This is a genomic window from Mesorhizobium sp. BR1-1-2 (genome assembly GCF_020165435.1).
In the GTDB taxonomy this organism is placed as follows: Bacteria; Pseudomonadota; Alphaproteobacteria; order Rhizobiales; family Rhizobiaceae; genus Mesorhizobium.
Genome location: NZ_JAIUID010000026.1, coordinates 12,285 through 32,833 on the forward strand (window position 1 = coordinate 12,285; position 20,549 = coordinate 32,833).

20 protein-coding genes are annotated in these 20,549 nt (G+C 65.1%); 14 read left to right on the top strand and 6 right to left on the bottom strand.

Annotation, left to right across the window (positions count from 1 at the left end):
- Together LB551_RS29255 and LB551_RS29260 are read left to right on the top strand one after the other, a co-directional pair.
- Nucleotides 1-1,365: a pyruvate dehydrogenase complex dihydrolipoamide acetyltransferase gene (locus LB551_RS29255; RefSeq protein WP_224661351.1), complete on the top strand. Its 1,365-nt coding sequence runs from the start codon at nt 1-3 to the stop codon at nt 1,363-1,365.
- Nucleotides 1,366-1,479: 114 nt separating this feature from the next.
- Complete coding sequence (locus tag LB551_RS29260; protein WP_224661352.1) at nt 1,480-1,848, top strand: hypothetical protein; 369 nt, start codon at nt 1,480-1,482, stop codon at nt 1,846-1,848.
- A gap of 18 nt (nt 1,849-1,866) precedes the next feature.
- Here the strand turns inward: LB551_RS29260 and LB551_RS29265 are convergent, their stop codons facing one another.
- Nucleotides 1,867-2,844: a sugar-binding transcriptional regulator gene (locus tag LB551_RS29265; RefSeq protein WP_224661353.1), complete on the bottom strand. Its 978-nt coding sequence runs from the start codon at nt 2,842-2,844 to the stop codon at nt 1,867-1,869.
- Between the two features lie 258 nt (nt 2,845-3,102).
- Between LB551_RS29265 and LB551_RS29270 the strand changes: the two genes are divergently transcribed.
- From LB551_RS29270 to LB551_RS29295, 6 genes are all read left to right on the top strand, one after another.
- Nucleotides 3,103-4,089: an ABC transporter substrate-binding protein gene (locus LB551_RS29270; RefSeq protein ID WP_224629612.1), complete on the top strand. Its 987-nt coding sequence runs from the start codon at nt 3,103-3,105 to the stop codon at nt 4,087-4,089.
- 75 nt (nt 4,090-4,164) lie between these two features.
- On the top strand, nt 4,165-5,868 hold the full coding sequence (locus LB551_RS29275) for an ABC transporter permease (RefSeq protein WP_224661354.1): 1,704 nt from the start codon (nt 4,165-4,167) through the stop codon (nt 5,866-5,868).
- Nucleotides 5,856-6,932 carry an ABC transporter ATP-binding protein gene (locus LB551_RS29280; protein ID WP_224661355.1) on the top strand — a complete coding sequence of 359 codons (1,077 nt, stop codon included), beginning with the start codon at nt 5,856-5,858 and terminating at the stop codon, nt 6,930-6,932. The genes LB551_RS29275 and LB551_RS29280 overlap by 13 nt, the downstream gene beginning before the upstream one ends.
- Nucleotides 6,932-8,098 carry an MBL fold metallo-hydrolase gene (locus tag LB551_RS29285; protein WP_224661365.1) on the top strand — a complete coding sequence of 389 codons (1,167 nt, stop codon included), beginning with the start codon at nt 6,932-6,934 and terminating at the stop codon, nt 8,096-8,098. The genes LB551_RS29280 and LB551_RS29285 overlap by 1 nt, the downstream gene beginning before the upstream one ends.
- Nucleotides 8,095-8,859: a 5'/3'-nucleotidase SurE gene (locus LB551_RS29290; RefSeq protein ID WP_224661356.1), complete on the top strand. Its 765-nt coding sequence runs from the start codon at nt 8,095-8,097 to the stop codon at nt 8,857-8,859. The genes LB551_RS29285 and LB551_RS29290 overlap by 4 nt, the downstream gene beginning before the upstream one ends.
- 39 nt (nt 8,860-8,898) lie before the next feature.
- Nucleotides 8,899-9,978 carry a DUF930 domain-containing protein gene (locus LB551_RS29295; RefSeq protein WP_411970973.1) on the top strand — a complete coding sequence of 360 codons (1,080 nt, stop codon included), beginning with the start codon at nt 8,899-8,901 and terminating at the stop codon, nt 9,976-9,978.
- A gap of 4 nt (nt 9,979-9,982) precedes the next feature.
- Here the strand turns inward: LB551_RS29295 and LB551_RS29300 are convergent, their stop codons facing one another.
- Together LB551_RS29300 and LB551_RS29305 are read right to left on the bottom strand one after the other, a co-directional pair.
- Nucleotides 9,983-10,657: an HAD family hydrolase gene (locus LB551_RS29300; protein ID WP_224661357.1), complete on the bottom strand. Its 675-nt coding sequence runs from the start codon at nt 10,655-10,657 to the stop codon at nt 9,983-9,985.
- Nucleotides 10,658-10,743: 86 nt separating this feature from the next.
- On the bottom strand, nt 10,744-11,385 hold the full coding sequence (locus LB551_RS29305; RefSeq protein ID WP_140554305.1) for a hypothetical protein: 642 nt from the start codon (nt 11,383-11,385) through the stop codon (nt 10,744-10,746).
- Nucleotides 11,386-11,577: 192 nt separating this feature from the next.
- Here LB551_RS29305 and LB551_RS29310 point away from each other — a divergent pair, with 192 nt between their 5' ends.
- From LB551_RS29310 to ptsP, 5 genes are all read left to right on the top strand, one after another.
- On the top strand, nt 11,578-12,015 hold the full coding sequence (locus LB551_RS29310) for a transcriptional regulator GutM (RefSeq protein WP_140554306.1): 438 nt from the start codon (nt 11,578-11,580) through the stop codon (nt 12,013-12,015).
- A 52-nt stretch (nt 12,016-12,067) separates the two neighbouring features.
- Nucleotides 12,068-12,835 carry a PTS glucitol/sorbitol transporter subunit IIC gene (locus tag LB551_RS29315; protein WP_140625045.1) on the top strand — a complete coding sequence of 256 codons (768 nt, stop codon included), beginning with the start codon at nt 12,068-12,070 and terminating at the stop codon, nt 12,833-12,835.
- Nucleotides 12,836-12,851: 16 nt separating this feature from the next.
- A complete protein-coding gene (locus LB551_RS29320) occupies nt 12,852-13,856 on the top strand; it encodes a PTS glucitol/sorbitol transporter subunit IIB (protein WP_140554310.1) in 1,005 nt (334 codons plus the stop codon).
- A 141-nt stretch (nt 13,857-13,997) separates the two neighbouring features.
- On the top strand, nt 13,998-14,378 hold the full coding sequence (locus LB551_RS29325; RefSeq protein WP_140501604.1) for a PTS glucitol/sorbitol transporter subunit IIA: 381 nt from the start codon (nt 13,998-14,000) through the stop codon (nt 14,376-14,378).
- Between the two features lie 52 nt (nt 14,379-14,430).
- Nucleotides 14,431-16,401 (top strand): phosphoenolpyruvate--protein phosphotransferase, encoded by a 1,971-nt coding sequence (gene ptsP, locus LB551_RS29330; RefSeq protein WP_224661358.1) that lies wholly within the window; start codon nt 14,431-14,433, stop codon nt 16,399-16,401.
- A 19-nt stretch (nt 16,402-16,420) separates the two neighbouring features.
- Here the strand turns inward: ptsP and LB551_RS29335 are convergent, their stop codons facing one another.
- On the bottom strand, nt 16,421-17,221 hold the full coding sequence (locus LB551_RS29335) for a hypothetical protein (RefSeq protein ID WP_224661359.1): 801 nt from the start codon (nt 17,219-17,221) through the stop codon (nt 16,421-16,423).
- Nucleotides 17,222-17,377: 156 nt separating this feature from the next.
- Here LB551_RS29335 and LB551_RS29340 point away from each other — a divergent pair, with 156 nt between their 5' ends.
- Nucleotides 17,378-18,388: a sugar-binding transcriptional regulator gene (locus LB551_RS29340; protein WP_140554317.1), complete on the top strand. Its 1,011-nt coding sequence runs from the start codon at nt 17,378-17,380 to the stop codon at nt 18,386-18,388.
- Here the strand turns inward: LB551_RS29340 and LB551_RS29345 are convergent.
- Nucleotides 18,375-19,226, bottom strand: coding sequence for a TIGR01459 family HAD-type hydrolase (locus LB551_RS29345; RefSeq protein ID WP_224661360.1), 852 nt, complete (start codon nt 19,224-19,226; stop codon nt 18,375-18,377). The two genes, LB551_RS29340 and LB551_RS29345, sit on opposite strands and share 14 nt — an antisense overlap.
- Nucleotides 19,223-20,548 carry an FGGY-family carbohydrate kinase gene (locus LB551_RS29350; protein ID WP_224661361.1) on the bottom strand — a complete coding sequence of 442 codons (1,326 nt, stop codon included), beginning with the start codon at nt 20,546-20,548 and terminating at the stop codon, nt 19,223-19,225. Before LB551_RS29350 ends, LB551_RS29345 begins: the two co-directional genes overlap by 4 nt.
- Nucleotide 20,549 lies beyond the last annotated feature (1 nt).

Below are 20,549 nucleotides of genomic sequence, written 5' to 3' on the forward strand. Positions count from 1 at the left end.
ATGCCGACCGAAGTCATTCTCCCCAAGGTCGACATGGACATGGCGACCGGACAGATTTCGCGATGGTTTGCCATCGAGGGCCAGCAGGTCAAGAAGGGCGACGTGCTGTTCGAGATCGAGACCGACAAGGCGGCGATGGAAATCGATGCGCCGGCCAGCGGCATCCTGCGCGATGTCTCCGGCAAGGAGGGCGTCGATATCCCCGTCGGCGCGCCGGTTGCGTGGATCTATGCCGATGATGAAAGCTATGGGGCCAAGCAGGACAAGGCGCCAATCTCCCCACCCGTGGGGGAGATGTCGGCGAAGCCGACAGAGGGGGGCGCTGTCCCGCCGTCCTCTCAGCGCGAGGCGCCCCCCTCTGGCCTGCCGGCCATTTCCCCCACAAGGGGGGAGATCGGCCAATCGCCATCTGTTGCGCGCGCAACGCCGTTAGCCCGGCGCCTGGCGCGTGAAGCCGGCCTCGTCCTCGCCAGTATTGCCGGCACCGGCCCGCATGGCCGCGTGGTCAAGGTGGATATTGACGCGGCGATCGCTAAGGGGGGCGCCAAGGAAGCCCCAGCGGTGGCTCCTGAAGCTCCCGCCGCTATCGCATCGGCTCCCGCGCCGGTAAAGGCGATGTCGGACGATCAGGTGCTGAAGCTGTTCGAGGAAGGCTCCTATGAACTCGTCCCGCACGACAACATGCGCAAGACCATTGCGCGCCGGCTGGTCGAGGCCAAGACCACCATCCCGCATTTCTACCTGACGCTCGACTGCGAACTCGATGCGCTGCTGTCGCTGCGCACGCAGCTCAATGCGGCCGCACCGGTAAAGAAGACCGACAAGGGCGAGGCGCCCGCCTACAAGCTGTCGGTCAACGAGATGGTGATCAAGGCGATGGCCATGGCCCTCAAGGCGGTGCCGGATGCCAATGCCTCGTGGACCGAGAGCGCCATGGTCAAGCACAGGCATGCCGATGTCGGCGTCGCCGTGTCGATCCCCGGCGGCCTGATCACGCCGATCATCCGCAAGGCGGATGAAAAGACGCTGTCGGTGATCTCCAACGAGATGAAGGACCTGGCCAGCCGCGCGCGCAGCCGCAAGCTGAAGCCGGAGGAGTATCAGGGCGGCACCACGGCGGTGTCGAACCTTGGCATGTTCGGCATCAAGGATTTCGCCGCCGTCATCAACCCGCCGCATGCGACGATCCTGGCGGTGGGCGCCGGCGAGGAGCGGGCGGTGGTCAAGAACGGCGAGATCAAAATCGCCACCATGATGTCGGTGACGCTGTCGACCGACCACCGCGCCGTGGACGGAGCGCTCGGCGCTGAACTGCTGGTCGCCTTCAAGAAGCTGATCGAGAACCCGATGGGCATGCTGGTGTAGGTCACGTTGATGTGAACCGGCGTCGAATGATGCGCCGGCTCACCACAGAATCGACTTGTCAGGCGCGAACCCTTCGCCCATGTTTCAAGTGGACTGTGATCAAGGGAGGTCCGCATGCCCGCATTCGATCCATCCGACGTCAAGACCCTGTTCGGCAAGGTGATGGGCGCGTCTCCGTCCGACATCAAGCTGGTGGCGCAGCGCCTGCACGATCACGCTTTCGAGCCGCGTATGTCGGCGGACGAAACCAAGCAACTCGTCTCGAATCTCGGCTATGAGAGCCTGGATGCGTTCTGCGCCGACATCGGCCTGCCTGCCCATATCGCGGAGCGCTGGGGCCGCTTCGGCGTTTCCGGCGAGATGAAGCAGGTGTTCACGCTGCTGGCGGCCCAGCGCAGACGGGTGGCCGAGGCGATCGCCGAATTCGAATCCATGACCCATGTCGGCGTCGAGGATTTCTTGCGCGAACGCGGCCTTATCTGAGCGGCACTGAAAGCAGCCTCAGCCAGCCTTTGCCAGCAGCGCCGTCGCCGTATCGCTGTCGGTGATCAGCACATTGGTGCTGACGGCCTTCAGCGCGGCCAGGATCGAGGCAACCTTGCGCTTGCCGCCCGCGGCCAGCACGACATTCGGCACCTGGCCGACTACGTCGAGATCGATGGCCATGACGCGGCCGTTGACTTCGTGGTCGACCAGCCTGCCTGAGGCATCGACGAAATAGCACAGCATGTTGGCGACGGCGCCCTTTGCCTTCAGCGACGCGATGAGCGACGACGGCACGATGCCGTGACGGAAGATGGTGGCGTCCGGCGACATGTCGCCGACGGTGAGCAGCGCGATGTCGGCGGCGGCAGCGCGCCGGCGCACGTCCTGCAGCGTCGGCTGCGCCCATAGCAGGTCACGCAGCGAGGGGTCGTCGACCGTCACCGGCGCGGTGATCTGATAGCTGTCGACCTCGAAGACGTCAGCGACCTTGGCGGCGACGATCGACGGATTGATCCACTGCGAATGCGGCAGGCTGCCCACGAGCGCCACGACCGAGGCGTGCTTCAGCTGTCGGCGGGCGAGAAAGCCGAGGCTGGCATGCAGCGTCGCGCCGCCGCCGATCGCCAGCGTCATGCCGTCCTGCATCTGCTCGCCGAGATAGGCCGCCACGGCGTGGCCGATCGCCTTCTCCAGGTGCTCTTGCGCCGAAGGCGTCGGGATGACGACGGCGGCGTCGAGGCCCCAGCGCTTCTCGAGTGCACGTTCGAGCGCCACCTGTTCGGCGGTCGGCGCGTTGATCATGGTGACGACGATGCCCTCGGCCGTGCACGCGGCCAGCGTGCGCATGACCTTCACCCTGGAGACATCAAGCTTCTCGGCGATCTGCTCCTGCGTGAAGCCCTCCACATAATAGAGCCACGCCGTCTTGACGTTGAGATCCGACGACACCATCGGCAATCCGGAGCGGGCCGGTCTGGTTTTTTCCATAGGCATCGCTTTTCGTCCTCATGAGCCTTGGCCCCGCATCGCCTCTTCGGAGAAAGGCCGGCCGCGTGTCAACTGGCGCCGGATGTCCGGCGTGTCGATTGTTGCATAGTTTTGTTCATTTGTAATTGACATCGAACATATGAACATATTTTGTATATCTCACGCGCTGTGTCATCCACCAGTCATATGCGCCGTGCAGGGAGGAAGAGACAGGGAACCGGCCGGGGGCCGGACCGGTCGTGCACAGACAGGACAGGAGGTCTCATGAAGACGCTATTCATCAAACTGTTGGGCAGCCAGCTGGCGCTCGCGGCAACTTTGTTTGCCGGCATGGCAAGTGCCGAAACGCTGACGCTCTACACATCCCAGCCGGAAGCCGATGCGGCCAAGACCGTGGAGGCCTTCAAGAAGGCGCAGCCCGGCATCGACGTGGCAATCTATCGTTCCGGAACAAGCGACATCCTCACCAAGATGGCGGCCGAATTCGCCGCCGGCAGCCCGCAGGCCGACGTGCTGTTGATCGCCGATGCGGTCTCGATGGAGCTGTTGAAGAAGGACGGCCGGCTGCTGCCTTATCCCGAGGCAAAGCTCGACGGCATCGAGCCGGATGCTTACGACGCCGACAAGACCTATTTCGGCAGCAAGCTGATCACCACCGGCATCGTCTACAACACCGCGGCGGCGCAAAAGCCCGAGCATTGGGCCGACCTCGCCAAGCCGGCCTATGCCGACGGCCTCGTCATGCCGAGCCCGCTCTATTCAGGTGCCGCCGCCTACCTGCTTTCGGGCTTCGTCGGCGACGCCGATTACGGCTGGGACTTCTTCCAGAAGCTGAAGGCCAACAACACCGTCAGCGTGCGCGGCAATGGCGCGGTGCTGAAGTCCGTGGCATCAGGCGAGAAGCCCTATGGCATCCTCGTCGACTTCATGGCGATGAACGCCAAGAAGAAGGGCTCGCCGGTAGAATTCGTGTTCCCCTCGGAAGGCGTGCCGGCCGTGACCGAACCGGTCGCGATCATGAAGACGGCCAAGAATGTCGACGGCGCCAAGAAGTTCGTCGACTTCATTCTCTCCGACGAAGGCCAGAAGCTGGCGCTTTCCATGGGCTACCTGCCGGCACGGGCCTCGGTCGGCCGGCCCGAATGGCTGCCGGAAGGCGTCAAGGTCAAGGTGATGTCGTTCGACACCAAGGCAATCGTCGCCAAGACCGACGCCGACAAGGCGAAGTTCTCGGAACTGTTCGGCGGCTGACAAGTCTCGGCGATCCGGCCGGATGCCGCTTCGGCGGCATCCCGCTGCCGCTGGTCGAATTTCAGGAAAGCAACCATGCCATCAACGATCAGGGAAAGCCGGGGCCAGGAAATGGTCCTGACGGCGGCGGTAGCCGTCGTCATCGTGCTGCTCTCCCTGCTGCCGATGCTGCGCCTCATCAAGGAGATCGTGGCACCCGGCGGCACGGTGTCGACGATGGCCCTGGAGGCCGGACTGAGAAGTCCGGCGACCTGGATCGCCACCTGGCACACGCTTGTCGTCGGCATAGGCGGCACGGTGCTTGCCGTGCTGTCCGGGACGCTGGTGGCGGTGCTCATCACGCTGACCGACATACGCGGCCGAAGCGCGCTGGTGCTCTGCTACGTCATGCCGCTGATGATCGCGCCGCAGGTCACGGCGCTTGCCTGGCTGCAACTGTTCGGACCGGCCAGCCCGTTCCTCAAGCTGTTCGGCGCCGCACCGCCGCTCGGCACCAAAAACCCGCTCTATTCCACGTCGGGCATTATCCTGCTGCTCGGCGTGCAGTACGGCCCGCTGGTGTTCCTGCTGGTGCGCGCCGGCCTGCGCAAGCTGCCGCGCGAACTGGTCGAGGCGGCGCGAGCCGGCGGCGCGAGCTGGTTCACCGTGCTCGTCACCATCGTGCTACCCCTGATGACGCCGTCGATCATGGCGGCAGCGGCACTGGCCTTCGTGTCCTGCGTCGGCAATTTCGGCATTCCCGCCTTTCTCGGCATTCCCGCCAATTATCTCGTGCTGCCGACCTTGATCTATCAGAAACTGGCCGGCGGCGGGCCGGCCGTGCTCGGCGAGACGGCGTTCCTGTCGGTGCTGATCGGCATCATCGCCATGGCCGGCATCATCGCCCAGGAGGTCATGAGCCGGCGCCGCGACTACCGCATCAGCTCCACCTCGCTGCCCGCCGAGCCCTACGAGCTTGGCCGCTGGCGTGCGATCGTCCAGGCCGGCATGTGGCTGCTGGTCGTGCTGGTGCTGTTCCTGCCGCTGTTCGGGCTGGTGCTGACGTCGTTGGTGCCTGGCTACGGCATCGCGCTCAGCGCCAAGACGGCGACGCTCGACAATTATCGTTTCGTGCTGTTCGAGCACGCTGCCGCCAGCCGTGCCTTCTTCAACAGCTTCTGGCTGTCGATCGCCGCCGCCTTCTTCGCGGTCCTCGTCGCCGTGCCGATCGGCTATCTCATTGCCTGGGGCAAGCAGCGCTGGGTGCGGCTGCTCAATCTTTCGGTCGAGCTGCCCTATGCCTTGCCCGGCGTGGTGCTGGCGATCGCCTCGCTGCTCTTGTTCCTGCGGCCGATCCCGCTGACCGGCATACAGCTTTACAACACGGTCTGGATCATTCTCTACGCCTATCTCGCCCGCTTCCTGGTGTTGGCCTTGCGGCCGACCATCAGCGGCTACCACCAGATCGACCGGACGCTGGAAGAGGCAGCACAAGTGGCGGGCGCCGGCCTGTTCACCCGCATGCGCACCATCGTTTTTCCACTGGTGGCGCCGGCGGCGATCGCCGGCGGCCTGCTGATCTTCATGACGGCGCTCAGCGAGCTCACGGTCTCGGCGCTGCTGTGGTCGTCGGGTTCCGAGACAATCGGCGTGGTGATGTTCTCGTTCGAACAGGGCGGCGATTCCAACTACGCGGCGGCGATGTCCGTCATCACGGTCGCGGTCACCTTCGTGCTGATGCTGGTGACCAACCTGCTTGCCCCTCATCTTCCGAGCGGAGTTCTGCCATGGCGCGATTGACCCTGGACCATGTGACCAAGAGCTTCGCCGAGTTCGATGCGGTCACGGACGTTTCGATCGATGTCGGCGACGGGGAATTCCTTGCCGTGCTCGGGCCTTCCGGCTGCGGCAAGACGACGTTGCTCAGGCTTGTCGCCGGCTTCGAGAAGGTGACGTCGGGCGAAATCCGCATCGGCAGCGAGGTCGTGTCGGGCGCAGGCGGCAGCGTCCCGCCGGAGAAGCGGCGGGTCGGCATCGTCTTCCAGAACTACGCATTGTGGCCGCACATGACGGTCGCAGAGAACATCGGCTATTCGCTTAAGGTTGCAAAGCTGGACAAGGCGGTCGCCCGCCAGAAGGTTGCCGATGCGCTGGCCCTGGTCAATCTACAGGGGCTGGGAGATCGCAGGCCCGCCAACCTCTCCGGCGGCCAGCGCCAGCGCGTGGCGCTGGCGCGCTGCCTGGTCGCGGCGCCCTCGCTGGTATTGTTCGACGAGCCGCTCGCCAACCTCGACGTGCATCTGAGGGCCTCGATGGAGGACGAGTTCGCCGCCTTCCACAAGCGCACCGGCACGACCATCGTCTACATCACCCACGACCAGGCCGAGGCCATGGCGCTGGCCGATCGCATCGCGGTGATGGATCACGGTCGCCTGGTCCAGCTCGCGACGCCGCGCGAGCTCTATCATGAGCCGGCGAATGAAATGGTGGCCTCCTTCATTTCGCAGGGCATTCTGCTTCCGGCCGACGTGCTGAGCGCCGAAGAGGCCGGTCATTGCAAGGTCCGGGTTCTCGGAACCGAGCTGGTCGTCCGCTGCCGGGCCGGCGAGCGGCCGCGCGCTGGGGCAAGGATCTGCTGCCGGTCGGCCGATCTCGACGTGTCGCCGGACGGCCCCGGCTTCGATGGCCTCGTCAAGCGAGTGATCTACCAGGGTGGCTCGGCGCGCATCGAATTTACGCCTTCCGCGGGGCCTGATCTTACCTTGCATTTCGAGCAGCCCGACCCGGTCGTGCTGGAGAGCGGAGCCCAGGCGCGCCTGCGCATAAAGTCCGGCTGGCTGATCCCGGCGGAGGCGGCGTCGTGATGATGCTGGACCTCGCCGGCGGCTTCGGCGAAAAGGGCCGGACCAGCGTTGTTGTCCGCAGCGGAAACAATCGCATCCTGCTCGACGTCGGCATCAAGGTCGGGGCCACGGGGGCGGAGTACTATCCGGCGCTTGACGGGTCGATCGCCGACATCGACGCATTGTTCGTCTCGCATGCGCACGAGGATCACGTCGGCGCGCTGAGTTGGCTCTTGTCGCGCGGCTATGCCGGTCGGATTTTCATGACGGCCGAAACCCGTGCCGAGGCTCCGGCCACGCTCGCCGGCTATGCCGATCCCGGGGATCTCAAGCGGTTTCCCTTTCCGGAAGATCGCATCGAGATTTTCGAACCCGGCGAAATGCTGAAGAGCGGCAATCTCACGGTCAGGACGGGGAGGTCGGGACACGTCGTCGGCGGCGTCTGGTTTGCCGTCGACGATGGCAAGAGCCGCGTCGTCTATTCAGCCGACGTGGTGCCGGACAGCAATGTCTTCGTCATGGACGCGATTCCCGAATGCGATCTTCTCGTTCTCGACGCCTCCTATGGAGCGGATCCCGTACCGGGCGCGGCGCGCGCCGAGGCCATTTCGGGCTGGGTGGCGCGACATTCGAACGGATGCCTTCTGCCGACGCCGCTGTCGGGGCGGTCGCTGGAATTGATCGCGGCCTTGCCGGGCCCCTTCGCCATCCACGCCGGCATGCGTGCTTCGCTCGAAGCGCAGATCGCCGCGACTTCAGCGCTGCTGCCTGGCGTATCCGAGATGCTGCGCTTGCGGCTGCGGAGTGCCGCAGACTGGACCGACGTCGACCCCCTGCCGTCGCTGCCCTTGCTGGCCGATGACGGCATGGGCGAGGCCGGGCCTTCGTCCCGCCTGCTGCCGCGCGCCGACCGGGCCGGCTTTCCGGTGCTGCTCACCGGGCATCTGCCATCCGGCTCCCCTGGCGATCTGCTCCACAAAGCCGGCCGGGCGGACTGGGTGCGCATGCCCACCCACCCAACACTGTCGGGCAACGTCGATATCTGGGAGAAGGCAGGGCGCCCGGAGACGCTCGGCCATTCCTGCGCGAGCGAACTCCTCGACGATCTGAAAGCCCATATTCCGTCGCTGCGCCCGCAATGCCGCACCGGCCAGACCATCACGGTGCCGCAAGGAAAAAATATATGAGAATCCTGATCTGCAACGATGACGGCATCGAGGCGCCGGGCCTTGCCCGGCTGGTCAAGGCGGCCGGCGGCCTGAGCGACGATTTGTGGGTGGTGGCACCCGACGGCAAGCGCACCGCCGCGGGCGCATCGCTGACGATCGCGCGGCCGTTGACGATGCGGCGCGTCAAGCCCGGCTGGTATTCGTGTTCCGGCACTCCGGCCGACTGCGTGGTGAGCGCGATGACCTGGCTGTTCGCGGGCGGCCAAAAGCCCGACCTGGTGCTGGCGGGCGTCAATGACGGGCGCAACGTCGCCGAGGACCTTGCCTATTCCGGGACGCTGGGCATTGCGCGCGAAGCGACATTCTGGCGCATTCCGGCGATCGGCTTTTCCCGGGTGAAGAATCCGGACTTCAGCGGTGCCGACGACGAGTGGCTCGGCGCGTTGATCGCCTCGCTCTGGCGGTCGCGCGCCGACTGGGCGACGGACGGCCATTGGCTCAGCATCAACCTGCCGGCTTCGCTGCCGGCCGGGATCCGGCAGCCGCGCATCGGCCGCGACAAGATCGGCCGCAAGGCCGAAATCCTGGAGAGCGACGGTGATCGCACCCTCATCACAGTCCCGCGCGGGCGCGCTCACGCAAGTGAGCCGGGCGACGAGAACGAGGCGATCGATGCCGGCTTCGTCAGCATCAACCGGCTGAACTGGTTTGGCGAAACGCGGCTGGACGAACGGTTTCTGGACGAGATCCTGCACCAGCCTACGCCTGATCATCACTAAGCTGTCAGCGGCAAAATCTCGCCAATTCAATGCCTACGCTTGAAGCCGCCGCCATTTCATTCCACATCGGTCAGCATGAAGGGCGAGGCACGAGAGCGGCGTCGGAATCTGTTGTGGGCGTTGCCCGCATCGCTGATCCTGCATACGCTCCTCGCAGCGCTGGTGTTCTACAATCTGCCGAGGCCAGCCCAAGAGCCGCAGCAGGACCAGCCGGTAAATGTCGCGCTCGTGCCTCCGCCCGACCAGCCAAAACCGAAACCTGCTCCCGCACCGCCGCCAAACGAGCCCAAAGCCGAGAAGCCGCCGGAAACGAAGGCTGAAGAACCGCCTCCGCCCGAGAAGCAATCGCGCAAGACGCCACCGATCGAGACCCTGAGGCCTGTCTTTCAGTTCGGCGACAAGGACGCCGGCCCCAGGAAATCCCTGGACGGAGCCAGCGCTCAAGACAATTCGCCGGCGCCTGCCAAGGAGGAAGCCTCGAAGCCGCCCGTGACGCCTGAGCCTGCGGAGACCAAGTCTGGCGCGCCGGCGGCCACCGAAAAGCCGGCAGAGTTGCCCGAGGCCGACAAGCAAACGGCCGCGGCACCGCCGTTGGCCGCCGATGACGGCGACGCCGAGGTCGAGCTTCCCCTATCGGCTGAAAAGCCGACGCCAAAACCCGCCAATGCGCCGAAACCCAGTTCTTCAAAAGTTTCGAAGTCCCCGAACGGGAGCGCGGGAAGCCCAGTTTCCCCTGATGCCGCCAGTGCCGCGTCGCGGCGCGGGCTTCCGGGCGTTCGCAAGCTCTATTCGCAAGACGCTACCGATGATCCGCTGGCCACGACCTCGATGAGCGGCGTGCCGCGCGCCCAGCGGGGTGCCAAACTTTGCGCCAGCGCATTGCAGCAGCAATTGCTGGACGCCGCCTATTTCCCCGACTTGATCCCAAGCGTGCCGCTGAAGGCCGGCAATATTCTCAACGCCCCGGATGTCGCATTTCGCGCGACGGGCACATGGTACCATCTGGGCTTCCGCTGCGAGGTCGACAGCGATGTGACCAGGGTTTTATCCTTTGGCCTGCGTGTCGGATCTGTAATTCCGCCCGACGAATGGGTTCGGCTTGGACTACCCACTCGCTAGAGTGTTAGGCGGGAATACCGAGCCCAGCCAGTTGCCGGCTAACTTCCTGCCAATCGGCGCAGACGAAATCGGCGCCGGCCGCCTTCAGCCGCGCGCTGTGCCCGGGATAGGTGTGACCGCCGCCGGTGTAGCCGATCGCCGTCATTCCGGCAGCAACCGCGCCCTGGATGCCGAAGGGCGAATCCTCGATGACGATGCAGTCCGCCGGATTGGCGCCCATCTTTGCCGCGGCGAACAGGAAAATGTCCGGCGCGGGCTTGCCGTTCTTGACCATCGAGGAGCTGTAGATCGCGTCGCCGAAGAACCGCGCCAGCGCGGTTACCGCCAGGCTGTGGTTTATGCGCTCGACGGAGGACGAGGAGGCAACGCAGCGGTCGCCCTCAAGCGCCTCCAGAAACGCGGCGATTCCTGGTGTCGGCTTCAGTTCCTGCGAAAACAGCACCCTGGTCTCTGTCCAGATGTCGCCGTCTGCCGCCGCCGGAAACTGATGGCCGGTCAATTCCCTGATTTTGACGATGATGTCGGACTGTTTCATGCCGATGCACTGGGCGATGATGCCACCGTGGACGCCGGGCATGCCGTGCTTTTCATAGACGCGCTCATAGGCCCTGGCGGCCAACGGTTCGCTGTCCACGAGAACGCCGTCGCAATCGAAAATGACAGGCCTTGATCGCGCCACGCGCTTCTCCCCGGAGTTTTGCACTTTGCTACCGGCAAAAAGTCAAATGTTCAATAGCGTGGTGTTCGGGCGCCAAAACCTCGGTGTCAAAGCTGGCGTAGCGCATCGCTGGCCCGGGCCGACCCAAGCGCGCGCTGCATGGCTTGCCGCGATTGCGCGCGGTCCGGCGTGATCCAGTTCGGTTCGGCGCCAAGGAAGCGGTCGAGGAAAGCCACGGCATAGGCCGGCATCTCGGTCACGTTCTCGCGATAGGACCACCATGTGCGCAGGTCGTCGGCGCATTTGTCGATGCTTGGGGCTGAGCCGAATTCCTGCTCGTAGATCGCCGAAATCACCGAAACGCAATAATTCGTGTAGAGGAACCCCTCAGGCCAGAAGCGGACGATTTCCAGCGTGCCGGCATTCTGCTCGCTCTCGACGAGATGGCTGAGGCCGGAGACTTCCCTGGCCGGCGCCTGTCGTATCAGTTCGCGCAGCACGAGACCGGCGGCAAAGACGATGAAGTCGGCGCGGTCGATCGCGGCGAAACGCTTCTGCGCCTCCATGATCTCGACCCAGTCGAGAAAGGCCCTTGTGAGCCGGGCTTCGTCGATTTCAAAACGCACGCCGAATGTGTCGGACACCACCTTGGCGCTGCCGCGAAATGTGGCGCGGAACCAGCGCAACTGCCGCAACCGATGGCGAAGGTCGGGCATAAGGGCCAGTTCATCCCTGAAGGGCAGTTCCATTTCACATATCCCGTTTGACGACAGGCTAGCACAACCGTGCCGTCGCCGAAATCGGCCGACGGCCCTGTGGATGACCATCGCGGAGGTCAATATCATACATATTGACATTCTCGGAAACAAATGTTCTCACTTTGCTGTTGTCGCGCATCCGTCCAAGATGCGGTTCAATGAAGGCTTCGGGAGGAGAACCGAATGGCGATTTGGCAGTGGGGACTGCTTCTGCTGGTTATTGTGTGGGCGCTGCAGTCGCTCGGCGTCTGGCTGCAGATGCGGCACTATTCGGACGTCTTCCGGGGCGTCACCGACCAGTACAAGGATGGCTTCGTCGGGGCCGGCAATTTTCGCGGCCGGCTGGCCAAGGGCACCATCGCGCTCGTCGTGGTGACGCCTGACCTGATCGTGCGCCGCATGATGATCATGAGCGGGCGCTCGGTGTTCACCAAATTCAAGCGACATCAACAATTCGAGGGTGTTCCCCTCGATCGACTCCGGTCCAACCCTGCGATCATGGGGGAGGGGGAACCCGGTGTGGCCGAGGCCGTGAAACGGGCGATCGAACAGATCGACAAAGCACGGTCGGAGCCGGGGAAGAAGCCGGGCTTGTCCGGCTTGAACGTAGCAAGGGCCTAGAGGACGCCGCGCACCGGCCGGGATCAACCGGCGGGCGGCATAAGGAGGAGAAATGTCTGTATTTTCGTTATTGGCGCAGCATGCCGACATGGCCGTGCATAACCTGCATGTTGCAGGCACCATGGTCTCGGATGCTGCCTGGCACGGCAGGCTCGGCGTCGAGCATGCCACCGATCATCTCGTGGTCTTGGCGCAGGCGCAGACCGACAGTGCCCCGGTCACCGCCGATCAGCTGAAGGAACAGCTGAAAAACGTGCAGCAGGAAGAGCAACTCGGCTGGCTGACCGCAATCGGCAAATACTTCATCGGCATCTTCCAGAAGGGCGGCGAAGTGTTCGCCGGCTTCGTCACCGGCATCATCCCGACACTGGTGGTGCTGATGACCGCCTTCTATGCCGTCACCGAACTGGTCGGCGAGGAGCGCGTCCACGGCCTGGCACGCGGCGCCGGGAGGATCGCGCTGACCCGCTATACGCTGCTGCCTCTGCTGGCGGTGTTCTTCCTCACCAACCCGATGGCTTACACCTTCGGATCGTTCCTGGAAGAAAAGCACAAGCCCGCCTTCTATGACGCGGCTGTCTCCTACGTGCATCCGCCGCTCGGCCTGTTCCCGCATATCAACCCGGGCGAATACTTCGTCTGGGGCGGCATGCTGGTCGCGTTGCTTGACCTGGAGAAGCGGGGTGTCGTCGCCGGAGGCTATCACGTCAAGGTGGCGATCTGGTACGCCATCGTCGGCCTCGTCGTCATCCTGCTCAAGGGCATGCTGACCGAGCGCATCACCGCCATCATGGCACGCCGCCAGGGCGTCGAGCTGTAAGGGCGGGGAGGATATCATGGCCAAGACATACAAAGCCGTAAGGATCTCCCGGGGCTCCACAGGCTGGGGCGGCCCGCTTGTCATCGAGCCGACCGCACAGCGCGACAAGATCGTCTCCGTCACCGGAGGCGGCATCCATCCGGTGGCACAGCTCATCGCCGACATGACCGGCGCCACGGCCGTCGACGGCTTCAAGGCGCCGCCGATCGAAAGCGAGATGGCGGTCGTCGTCGTCGACTGCGGCGGCACCGCACGTTGCGGCGTCTATCCGCGCAAGCGCATTCCGACCGTCAACCTGACGCCGGTCGGCCAGGCTGGGCCGCTCGCCCAGTTCATCACCGAGGACATCTACGTTTCGGGCGTGAAGCCGGCCAATGTCACGATGGCGGACGGATCCGAGGCGGTCACCACCGCGGGGGGAGCAGCATCGATGAGTCCAGGCAACAACACCGCGGCCGCGGCACCACAGCCGCTGCCGAGCGAAGGCGGGGTGATCGGCCTGATCAGCTCGATCGGCCGCGTCATGGGCCGCGTGGTCGGCATCTTCTTCAATGCCGGTCGCCGCACGATCGACCAGGTGGTGCGCAACGTGCTGCCGTTCATGGCCTTCGTGACCATGCTCATTGGCCTGATCCTGTACACCGGCATCGGCGACGTGCTGGCCCAGCCGATGGGACCGCTCGCCAACAACATCGTCGGTCTGCTGATCATCTCGGCCATCTGCGGCCTGCCGTTCCTGTCCCCCATCCTGGGACCGGGCGCGGTCATCGCGCAGGTCATCGGCGTCGCCATCATCGGTCCGCAGATCGCCAATGGCACGATTTCGCCGGCGATGGCGCTGCCGGCGCTGTTTGCCTACAACACCCAGGTGGGCTGCGACTTTGTCCCGGTCGGCCTGGCGCTCGGTGAAGCCAAGCCGAAGACGATCGAAATCGGCGTTCCGGCGGTGCTCATCAGCCGCCAGATCATGGGCCCGGTCTCGGTGCTGATCGCCTGGGTCGTCAGCCTGATCGTGTTCTAAGCAAATTCCGGGAAAGCCTGAAACGGTTTTTCCGGGAAAAGCGCATAGCGCTTTCCGTTGGGAATTGCGCCAAAACAAGGAGATAGAGGGGTTCATCGTGTCGATGAACCCTTCGAGGAAAGTAGAAATGAGGTTCGCCACATGACGGTTCTGCTGAGGACACGGGTCACTTCCATCGGGCCTGAAGTGGCGGATCTTGCCGAAGGGGGCGTGCTCATCCTGTTCGCGGATGGCTCGCCGCCGGAGCTTGCCGAGGTTTCCGTGCTCCACAAGACGGAACTCGGGCCCAGCGAAGGCGCGCCCCAGAAGGGCGCGTCGATCACCCTTGGACCTGTTTCCGCTACAATCACGGCGGTCGGCTCCAGCGCCTGGAGCAAGGTGCTCGAGATGGGGCATGTCGTCATCTCGTTCAATGGCGCCACCGAGGCCGAGCGGCCGGGCGAGATCTGCGCTTCGCAGGTCGACACCCAAGCGCTCGTGGCCGCCCTGAAGACAGACGCGATCATCACCATCGCTGCCTGAAGCATTCGCGCCGCGACCCATGTCGGCGCGGCGCCACAACAGAGTATTTGCCATGGAACGCTCGACCATCGTCAGAGTGCATGAAGGTTTGCACGCTCGTCCCGCCACGCGCTTCGTCAAGCTTGCCAAGGGTTTCGAATCCGATGTCGAGCTGGTCAAGGACGGCAAGGCGGTCAGCGCCAAGAGCTCGGTCAAGCTGATGCTGCTGGCGGTGAAGGAAAACCAGGAAGTCACCGTGCGGGCGAATGGCGCGGACGCCATCGAAGCGATCGAGGCGCTGATCGGCTATCTCGAGAATCCGAAGGCAGGTCTCGACGAAGAAGATCCGCAACCGGCCGCCAATACGGGCGAGGACACTGTGCCGGCGTCCGAACCCGTACCGGCTGTTTCAGGCGTGGCCGGTTTGCGAGGCGTGGCGGCGAGCGAAGGCGTCGCCATCGGGCCTGCCTTCGCGCATTTTCCGCCTGACATCGCTGGACAGGGCCGCATGCTGCAGGCGGAGGAGATCGCCGGCGAGATCGACAGGTTCCGCGCCGCCGTCGCCGCCGTTCAGGCGCGCATGGACAAGGCGCTGGCGCAGGACACCCTGTCCGCCGGAGATCGCGGCATCATCGCGGCGTTGCGGGACATCGCCGCCGACGACAGCCTGACCGGCGAGGCCGAGAAGGCGATCAAAAGCGGCAATGACGCCGTCTCAGCCGTCATCACAGCCGCCTCCACCATTGCCGCCGATTTCAGCGCGGTCGACGATCATTATCTCAACGCGCGCGCCGACGACGTGCATGCGGTCGGACGACAGATCTGTCTGGCGCTGCTCGGCCAGGATGACGCCAGCCTCGAAAATATTCCCGAAGGCGCCATCCTGATCGCCGACGACATAGGCGCCTGGGACCTGGCGCGGGCGCCGCTGAAGCGCATCGGCGGGGTGGTATGCGGCCATGGCGGGGCCACCTCGCACATCGCCATCATTGCACGTTCGCACGGCATTCCGGCAGTGCTTGGCCTTGGCGACCAGGTCAATGCCTTGCGCGGCGCGCGCGAGGTGGCCGTGGACGGCAATGGCGGCCAGGTGATCGTCGATCCCGATGCGGCGACCCGCGCGGACTTTGCCGCCCGCGTCGAGGCGGCCGCCAAGGAGCGTGCCGGACTGGCCGTGTTCAAGACCGTGACGCCAAAACTCGCGGACGGCAGGGTCATCGAGGTCGCCGCCAATATCGGCTCGCTGGAGGAAATCGAGGCCGCGCAGGAAGCCGGCGCCATGGGCGTCGGCCTGTTCCGCACCGAGCTTCTGTTCATGCGCCATATGCATCTGCCCTCCGAGGACATGCAGGCCGAGACCTATGCGGCGCTGGCCAAGGCATTCGCGCCCTATCCCGTCATCGTGCGCACGCTCGACATAGGCGGCGACAAGCCGATCGCCGGCATCGAATTTCCCGACGAGGAAAATCCCTTCCTCGGCTGGCGCGGCATCCGCATGTGCCTCGATCGGCCCGACATCTTCAGGCGCCAGCTACGGGCGCTGCTCAGGGCAGCCGTGCACGGCAACATCAAGGTGATGTTGCCGATGGTCTCCGACATATCGGAGGTGCGGCAGACGCGGGTCCTGGTTGCCGAATGCGCGGCGGAACTGAAGGTGCAAGGCGTGCCGCATGCGGCGTTCGATCTCGGCGTGATGATCGAAACGCCGGCCGCCGTGCTGATCGCGCCGGCGCTGGCGAAAGAAGTGTCGTTCTTCTCGATCGGCACCAACGACCTGACCCAGTACATCATGGCCGCCGACCGGCTCAACCCGACCGTGGCCAAGCTCAACGATGTCGCCAACCCGGCCGTCATGTCGGCGATCGAGTTGACGGCAAAGGCCGGCGTGGCCGCCGGCATCATGGTGGGCATGTGCGGCGAGGCGGCCGGCCGCCCGGACCTCATCCCGGCCTTTCTCGAGATGGGGCTGACCGAGCTCTCGATGAGCCCGGCCTCGATCCAGCGCGCCAAGAAGACCATCACGGCCATGGCTGCCGGGCGCTAGTCTCGACCGGAACCGGCAGCTAGGGCAGATGGGCAAGCAAGGTGGCGAAGACAGGTGTCAATTCATCGGCTGGGCTCGCCTTGGCACAGGCCTTGACGATGCGGTCGTGACGGATGCCGGCCGCCAGAACCGCGATCTCCAGCATGTCGGGCTCCGGCGCACCGTCGCTGGCCGTGGTGGCCAGGCCGCAGGCCAGGACGACAGGCGCCAGGCAGGCTATGTCGAGCGTCCGGTCGCCGATCGCCTCCGGTTCGGCTTCGGCAAAGCGGACAGGACGGTGGTTGAGGCACTCGACCAGCAGCGCCGCACAGGCAGCGGCGACGGCCGGCAGCGCGGCGGGGGCGGGTCTGGCGGGTATCGCTGCCAGCAGACCGGCGTGGCGTTTTCGCATGGCCGCGTGGACGGCGGCGAAATCCGCCTCGTGGATCCGGGCATTATCGATCTTCAGGGCGGCGAGCACGGTCCTGGTCAGATAATACATGTCGCGCCGAAAGACGCGCTCGGCGCTCGACCGGCGTTCCTCGTTGCCGGGCGGGAAATAGATGCCAAGGCCTTTCACGGTCGTTCCGTCGATCTTCGTCGGGCGTTCATGCGGGACAAAGGATTCGGCGATCGACAAGGCCTCGTCGACGGCACTGGCGGCATGGCCGAGCAGGCCTTCGATGCCTTTGCCCGGGAACGGCGGCAAATGGCTGGTTGCTTCCCGCACGAGATTGGCATCGCTGTCGCTGTCGTGGCGGCTCTGGCGAATGATGTCGCGGACGTCGCGCAGCCGGTCCTTCAAATTGACGCGGACATCCCTGGAGATTTGTCGGAGCATCGCGAATCGCCTCGAAAACGTCTACCGGCCTCGGCCGCCGAGAGCCGGCCGCTGACCCTACATTGTTCCTATCGATTGGTAGATCAATAGGCGATATTAAACCAGCGTGGAGAATCGGCGAGGGACTCCTACATTGCCGAGCGGGGAGACAGACAGTTGGGCAGGCGACGGCAGGGCGATAGCGAAAACGGCGGGGCCGAGGCGCCCGAACAGGTCGTCAACGAGAGCCGTACGGACCGCCTCAGGATCCGCGCCGCCTGGATGTATTTCGTCGAGCAGATGACGCAGAACGAGATCGCCGACGTGCTCGGCGTCGGCCGCGTCACCATCGTGCGCATGCTGGCGGAGGCACGTTCGCGCAACGAGGTGAAAATCACCATCGAAAGCGAGTTGTCCGAGATCGTGCGGCTGGAGCGCGCGCTGGAGCGCACGTTCGGCCTGAAGCAGGCGCTGGTGGCGCCGCTGACCGCGCCCAATGCCGATCCGATCCCCGCGATCAGCGCCAAGACCGGGATTTTCCTGTCCGACACGATGAAATCCGGCATGCGCGTCGGCGTCGGCTGGGGTCAGACGTTGTTCTCGAGCCTGCCCTTCATCAGCGCCAAATCGCTCACCGACTTCAAGGTGATTTCGCTGCTGGGCGGTGTGGGCGTCGTGCGCCGCTACAACCCGGCCGAGTTCGCCTGGCGCTTCGCCCAAATCTTCCAGGGCGACGGCTATCTGATCCCGACGCCGGCCGTCGTAGACAGCGTCGAGACCAAGATCGCGCTGGTCGAGCGTTGCGGCCTGCAGGAAGTCTTTGAGATGGCCAACGTGCTCGATGCCGTTCTGCTGAGCGTCGGCGGTATCGCTTCGGCCACCACCTTCTCTCGCGGCGGCTTTCTCAAGGAGGCGGACCGCGAAGCCTTGGTCGCGCGTGGCGCCGTTGGCGACCTTCTGTTCCATTTCTTCGACCGCAATGGCGATCTGGTCGATCATCCCGTCAACAGCCATGTGATGTCGGTGGAGGTCGATCGGCTGCGCAAGGCGCCGATCCGCATTCTCACGTCCGGCGGCGAAGAGAAGACAGCGGCGCTGCTCGGCGCCATGAACCTGATCGCGCCGACGATCCTGATCACCGACGAAGAGAGCGCAAGGCGCATGCTCGAGGCGGTCAACGGAAGCTGAAGGACCCCGTGATGTAGTCCGGCTGGGCCCCGTATTCGTCGAAAACTGCGGCAAGGTCCGGCGTGTCCGCCAATATCCCGCTTAGAACCAGTGCGGTGGCGAGGTCGACGCCCTTGCCGCCAGCGATGTCATGCTCGACGCTGTCGCCGACGCAGACCACAGTGCGGCGGTCGGGCGCACCGGCCAACGCCAGTGCTGCCTCGAAAATCGCCGGACCGGGCTTGCCGATGCGAGTGACGCTGCCGCCCAGGCTCTCATAAAGGTCCGCCAGCCGGCCGGCGCCGAAGCGGGGCCCGACCGCCGTCAGCATGATCTTGTCGGGATTGGTGCAGAAGCATGGCACCTTTCGCGCCGCCGCCGGCGCAAGCAGCCGGCGATAGTGGTCGAGGTCGTAGCGGTCGCCCTCGCTGGCCGCGATCAGTACCAGGTCGGCGGTATCGCCGGCTCCGGTCAACACAAAAGGCAGGCCCTCGATCGCTGTGCGGTCATTATCGCGGCTGATCAACAGGCAGTTCGTGCCGGGCCGCAACGCTCCGGTCGCCGCCATTTCATGGAAGGATCGCCACGCCACCTCACCGGAGGAAACGAAATGATCCCAGCTTCCGGCCTCGAAGCCGAGCCTCAGCAAGCGGTCTTCGTTGGGCTTGGCGCGCCTGCCGGAGTTGGAGACCAGCACCACGGTCTTTCCGGCGCGCTTCAGTTCCGACAACGCTGCCACCGCGCCTGGATAGGGGGCGGAGCCGTCATGCAGCACCCCGAACTGGTCGAGCAGGAAAACCTGGTAGCGCTCCACCAGCGGCCCGATGCCGTCGAGGCGTTCGACCATTGCGGTACTCATAGCGGCCCGGCTTCTTTCAGAGATAGCAACCCTGCCCTGTCTGCCCCCTTCAGCGCCAGCCTGGCGGTGCCGGCGGCTGCCTCGTCGGAAAGGGCGGGCAGGAACGCGACGCCGAGCTTGCGCTGTCGGATCGCGCTCCACGCCGGATTTGCCGCGCCGCCGCCGACGCTGCGCACCGAAGTTAGCGCCGGCGCGCCGAGCTCACCAAGCCGGCGATAGCCGAGCGCCTCGATCGCGGCCATGCCTTCGAACATTGCCTTGAGATAGTCGGCATCATCCGCCGGGCGCGGGACCAGGCGCGGGGGGAGCGCCGGATCGGCGATCGGGAACCGCTCGCCCGATGTGGCGAGCGGATAATAGTCGAGGCCGGTCTCGGTCGCCGGGTCGATCATGGCACTGAGCTCGATGATGCGCGCGAGCGGAAAATGCTGCGCCAGCACCTTGCCGCCGGAGTTCGAGGCCCCGCCGGCCAGCCAGGCATTGCCCAGCCGATGGCTGTAGATGCCGTATCGCGGCGCCGAAATCGGCCGGTCGGACAGGACCTTGATGGTAAGCGAGGATCCAAGCGCCGTGACCCCGTCGCCGACCCCCGCGGCACCCGTCGCCAGGAAAGAGGCGCAGCCATCGGTCGTGCCGGCAATGACGATCACGTCGCGGGTCAAGCCGAACAGATCCGCCATGGCCGCGGTGAGCGTGCCCGTGACGTCGCCCGGCTCGACGACGTCAGGCAGCAAATCCATGCGCATTCCGGTCGCCGCGATCCAGTCCGGCCAACGGCGGGTCTCGACATCGTAGCCGGTTTTCAAGGCGTTGTTCTCGTCGCTGATGTCGAAGCGGCCCGAGAACTGTCCGGCGATCCAGTCCGCCTGATGCAGCACCGCCGCCACGCCCGGCAGATGCTGGAAGTGAAGCGCCTTGGCGAGGCCTGAGGTCGCGCCGTGCGCGGCGCTGCCCGCCGGCGCCTCGCGCGCGATCGCGGCCAGTATGTCGTCGTCGGCGACCTTGTCGTTGTACATCAGCGGTTCGGCGAGCGGCCGTCCGGCGACATCGACCGGCAGCAACGTGCCCGAGGTGCCATCGACGGCGATGGCGCGGACCGTGGTCCGGTCGATGCCCGCAATCAACTCCGCCAGCGCTGCCCGGACCGCTTGCCACCATGCCGCCGGGCTGCGCGGGTCCTGACCAAATGCGTCGAGGCGGACGGCGGTATGGCCGGCAATGGAAAAGTCCGGGCGCATGGCTACGGCGCGGGCGCCCGAGGTGCCGACATCGACGCCCACGACGAGGCAACCGGAGAGAGGCGAGCGGGCGACGGGCGACATG

Coding starts and splice junctions, on each gene's coding strand:
- LB551_RS29255 (WP_224661351.1), top strand. CDS start 1: ATGCCGACCGAAGTCATTCTCCCCAAGGTCGACATGGACATGGCGACC.
- LB551_RS29260 (WP_224661352.1), top strand. CDS start 1,480: ATGCCCGCATTCGATCCATCCGACGTCAAGACCCTGTTCGGCAAGGTG.
- LB551_RS29265 (WP_224661353.1), bottom strand. CDS start 2,844: ATGCCTATGGAAAAAACCAGACCGGCCCGCTCCGGATTGCCGATGGTG.
- LB551_RS29270 (WP_224629612.1), top strand. CDS start 3,103: ATGAAGACGCTATTCATCAAACTGTTGGGCAGCCAGCTGGCGCTCGCG.
- LB551_RS29275 (WP_224661354.1), top strand. CDS start 4,165: ATGCCATCAACGATCAGGGAAAGCCGGGGCCAGGAAATGGTCCTGACG.
- LB551_RS29280 (WP_224661355.1), top strand. CDS start 5,856: ATGGCGCGATTGACCCTGGACCATGTGACCAAGAGCTTCGCCGAGTTC.
- LB551_RS29285 (WP_224661365.1), top strand. CDS start 6,932: ATGATGCTGGACCTCGCCGGCGGCTTCGGCGAAAAGGGCCGGACCAGC.
- LB551_RS29290 (WP_224661356.1), top strand. CDS start 8,095: ATGAGAATCCTGATCTGCAACGATGACGGCATCGAGGCGCCGGGCCTT.
- LB551_RS29305 (WP_140554305.1), bottom strand. CDS start 11,385: ATGGAACTGCCCTTCAGGGATGAACTGGCCCTTATGCCCGACCTTCGC.
- LB551_RS29310 (WP_140554306.1), top strand. CDS start 11,578: ATGGCGATTTGGCAGTGGGGACTGCTTCTGCTGGTTATTGTGTGGGCG.
- LB551_RS29315 (WP_140625045.1), top strand. CDS start 12,068: ATGTCTGTATTTTCGTTATTGGCGCAGCATGCCGACATGGCCGTGCAT.
- LB551_RS29320 (WP_140554310.1), top strand. CDS start 12,852: ATGGCCAAGACATACAAAGCCGTAAGGATCTCCCGGGGCTCCACAGGC.
- LB551_RS29325 (WP_140501604.1), top strand. CDS start 13,998: ATGACGGTTCTGCTGAGGACACGGGTCACTTCCATCGGGCCTGAAGTG.
- ptsP (WP_224661358.1), top strand. CDS start 14,431: ATGGAACGCTCGACCATCGTCAGAGTGCATGAAGGTTTGCACGCTCGT.
- LB551_RS29335 (WP_224661359.1), bottom strand. CDS start 17,221: ATGCTCCGACAAATCTCCAGGGATGTCCGCGTCAATTTGAAGGACCGG.
- LB551_RS29345 (WP_224661360.1), bottom strand. CDS start 19,226: ATGAGTACCGCAATGGTCGAACGCCTCGACGGCATCGGGCCGCTGGTG.
- LB551_RS29350 (WP_224661361.1), bottom strand. CDS start 20,548: ATGTCGCCCGTCGCCCGCTCGCCTCTCTCCGGTTGCCTCGTCGTGGGC.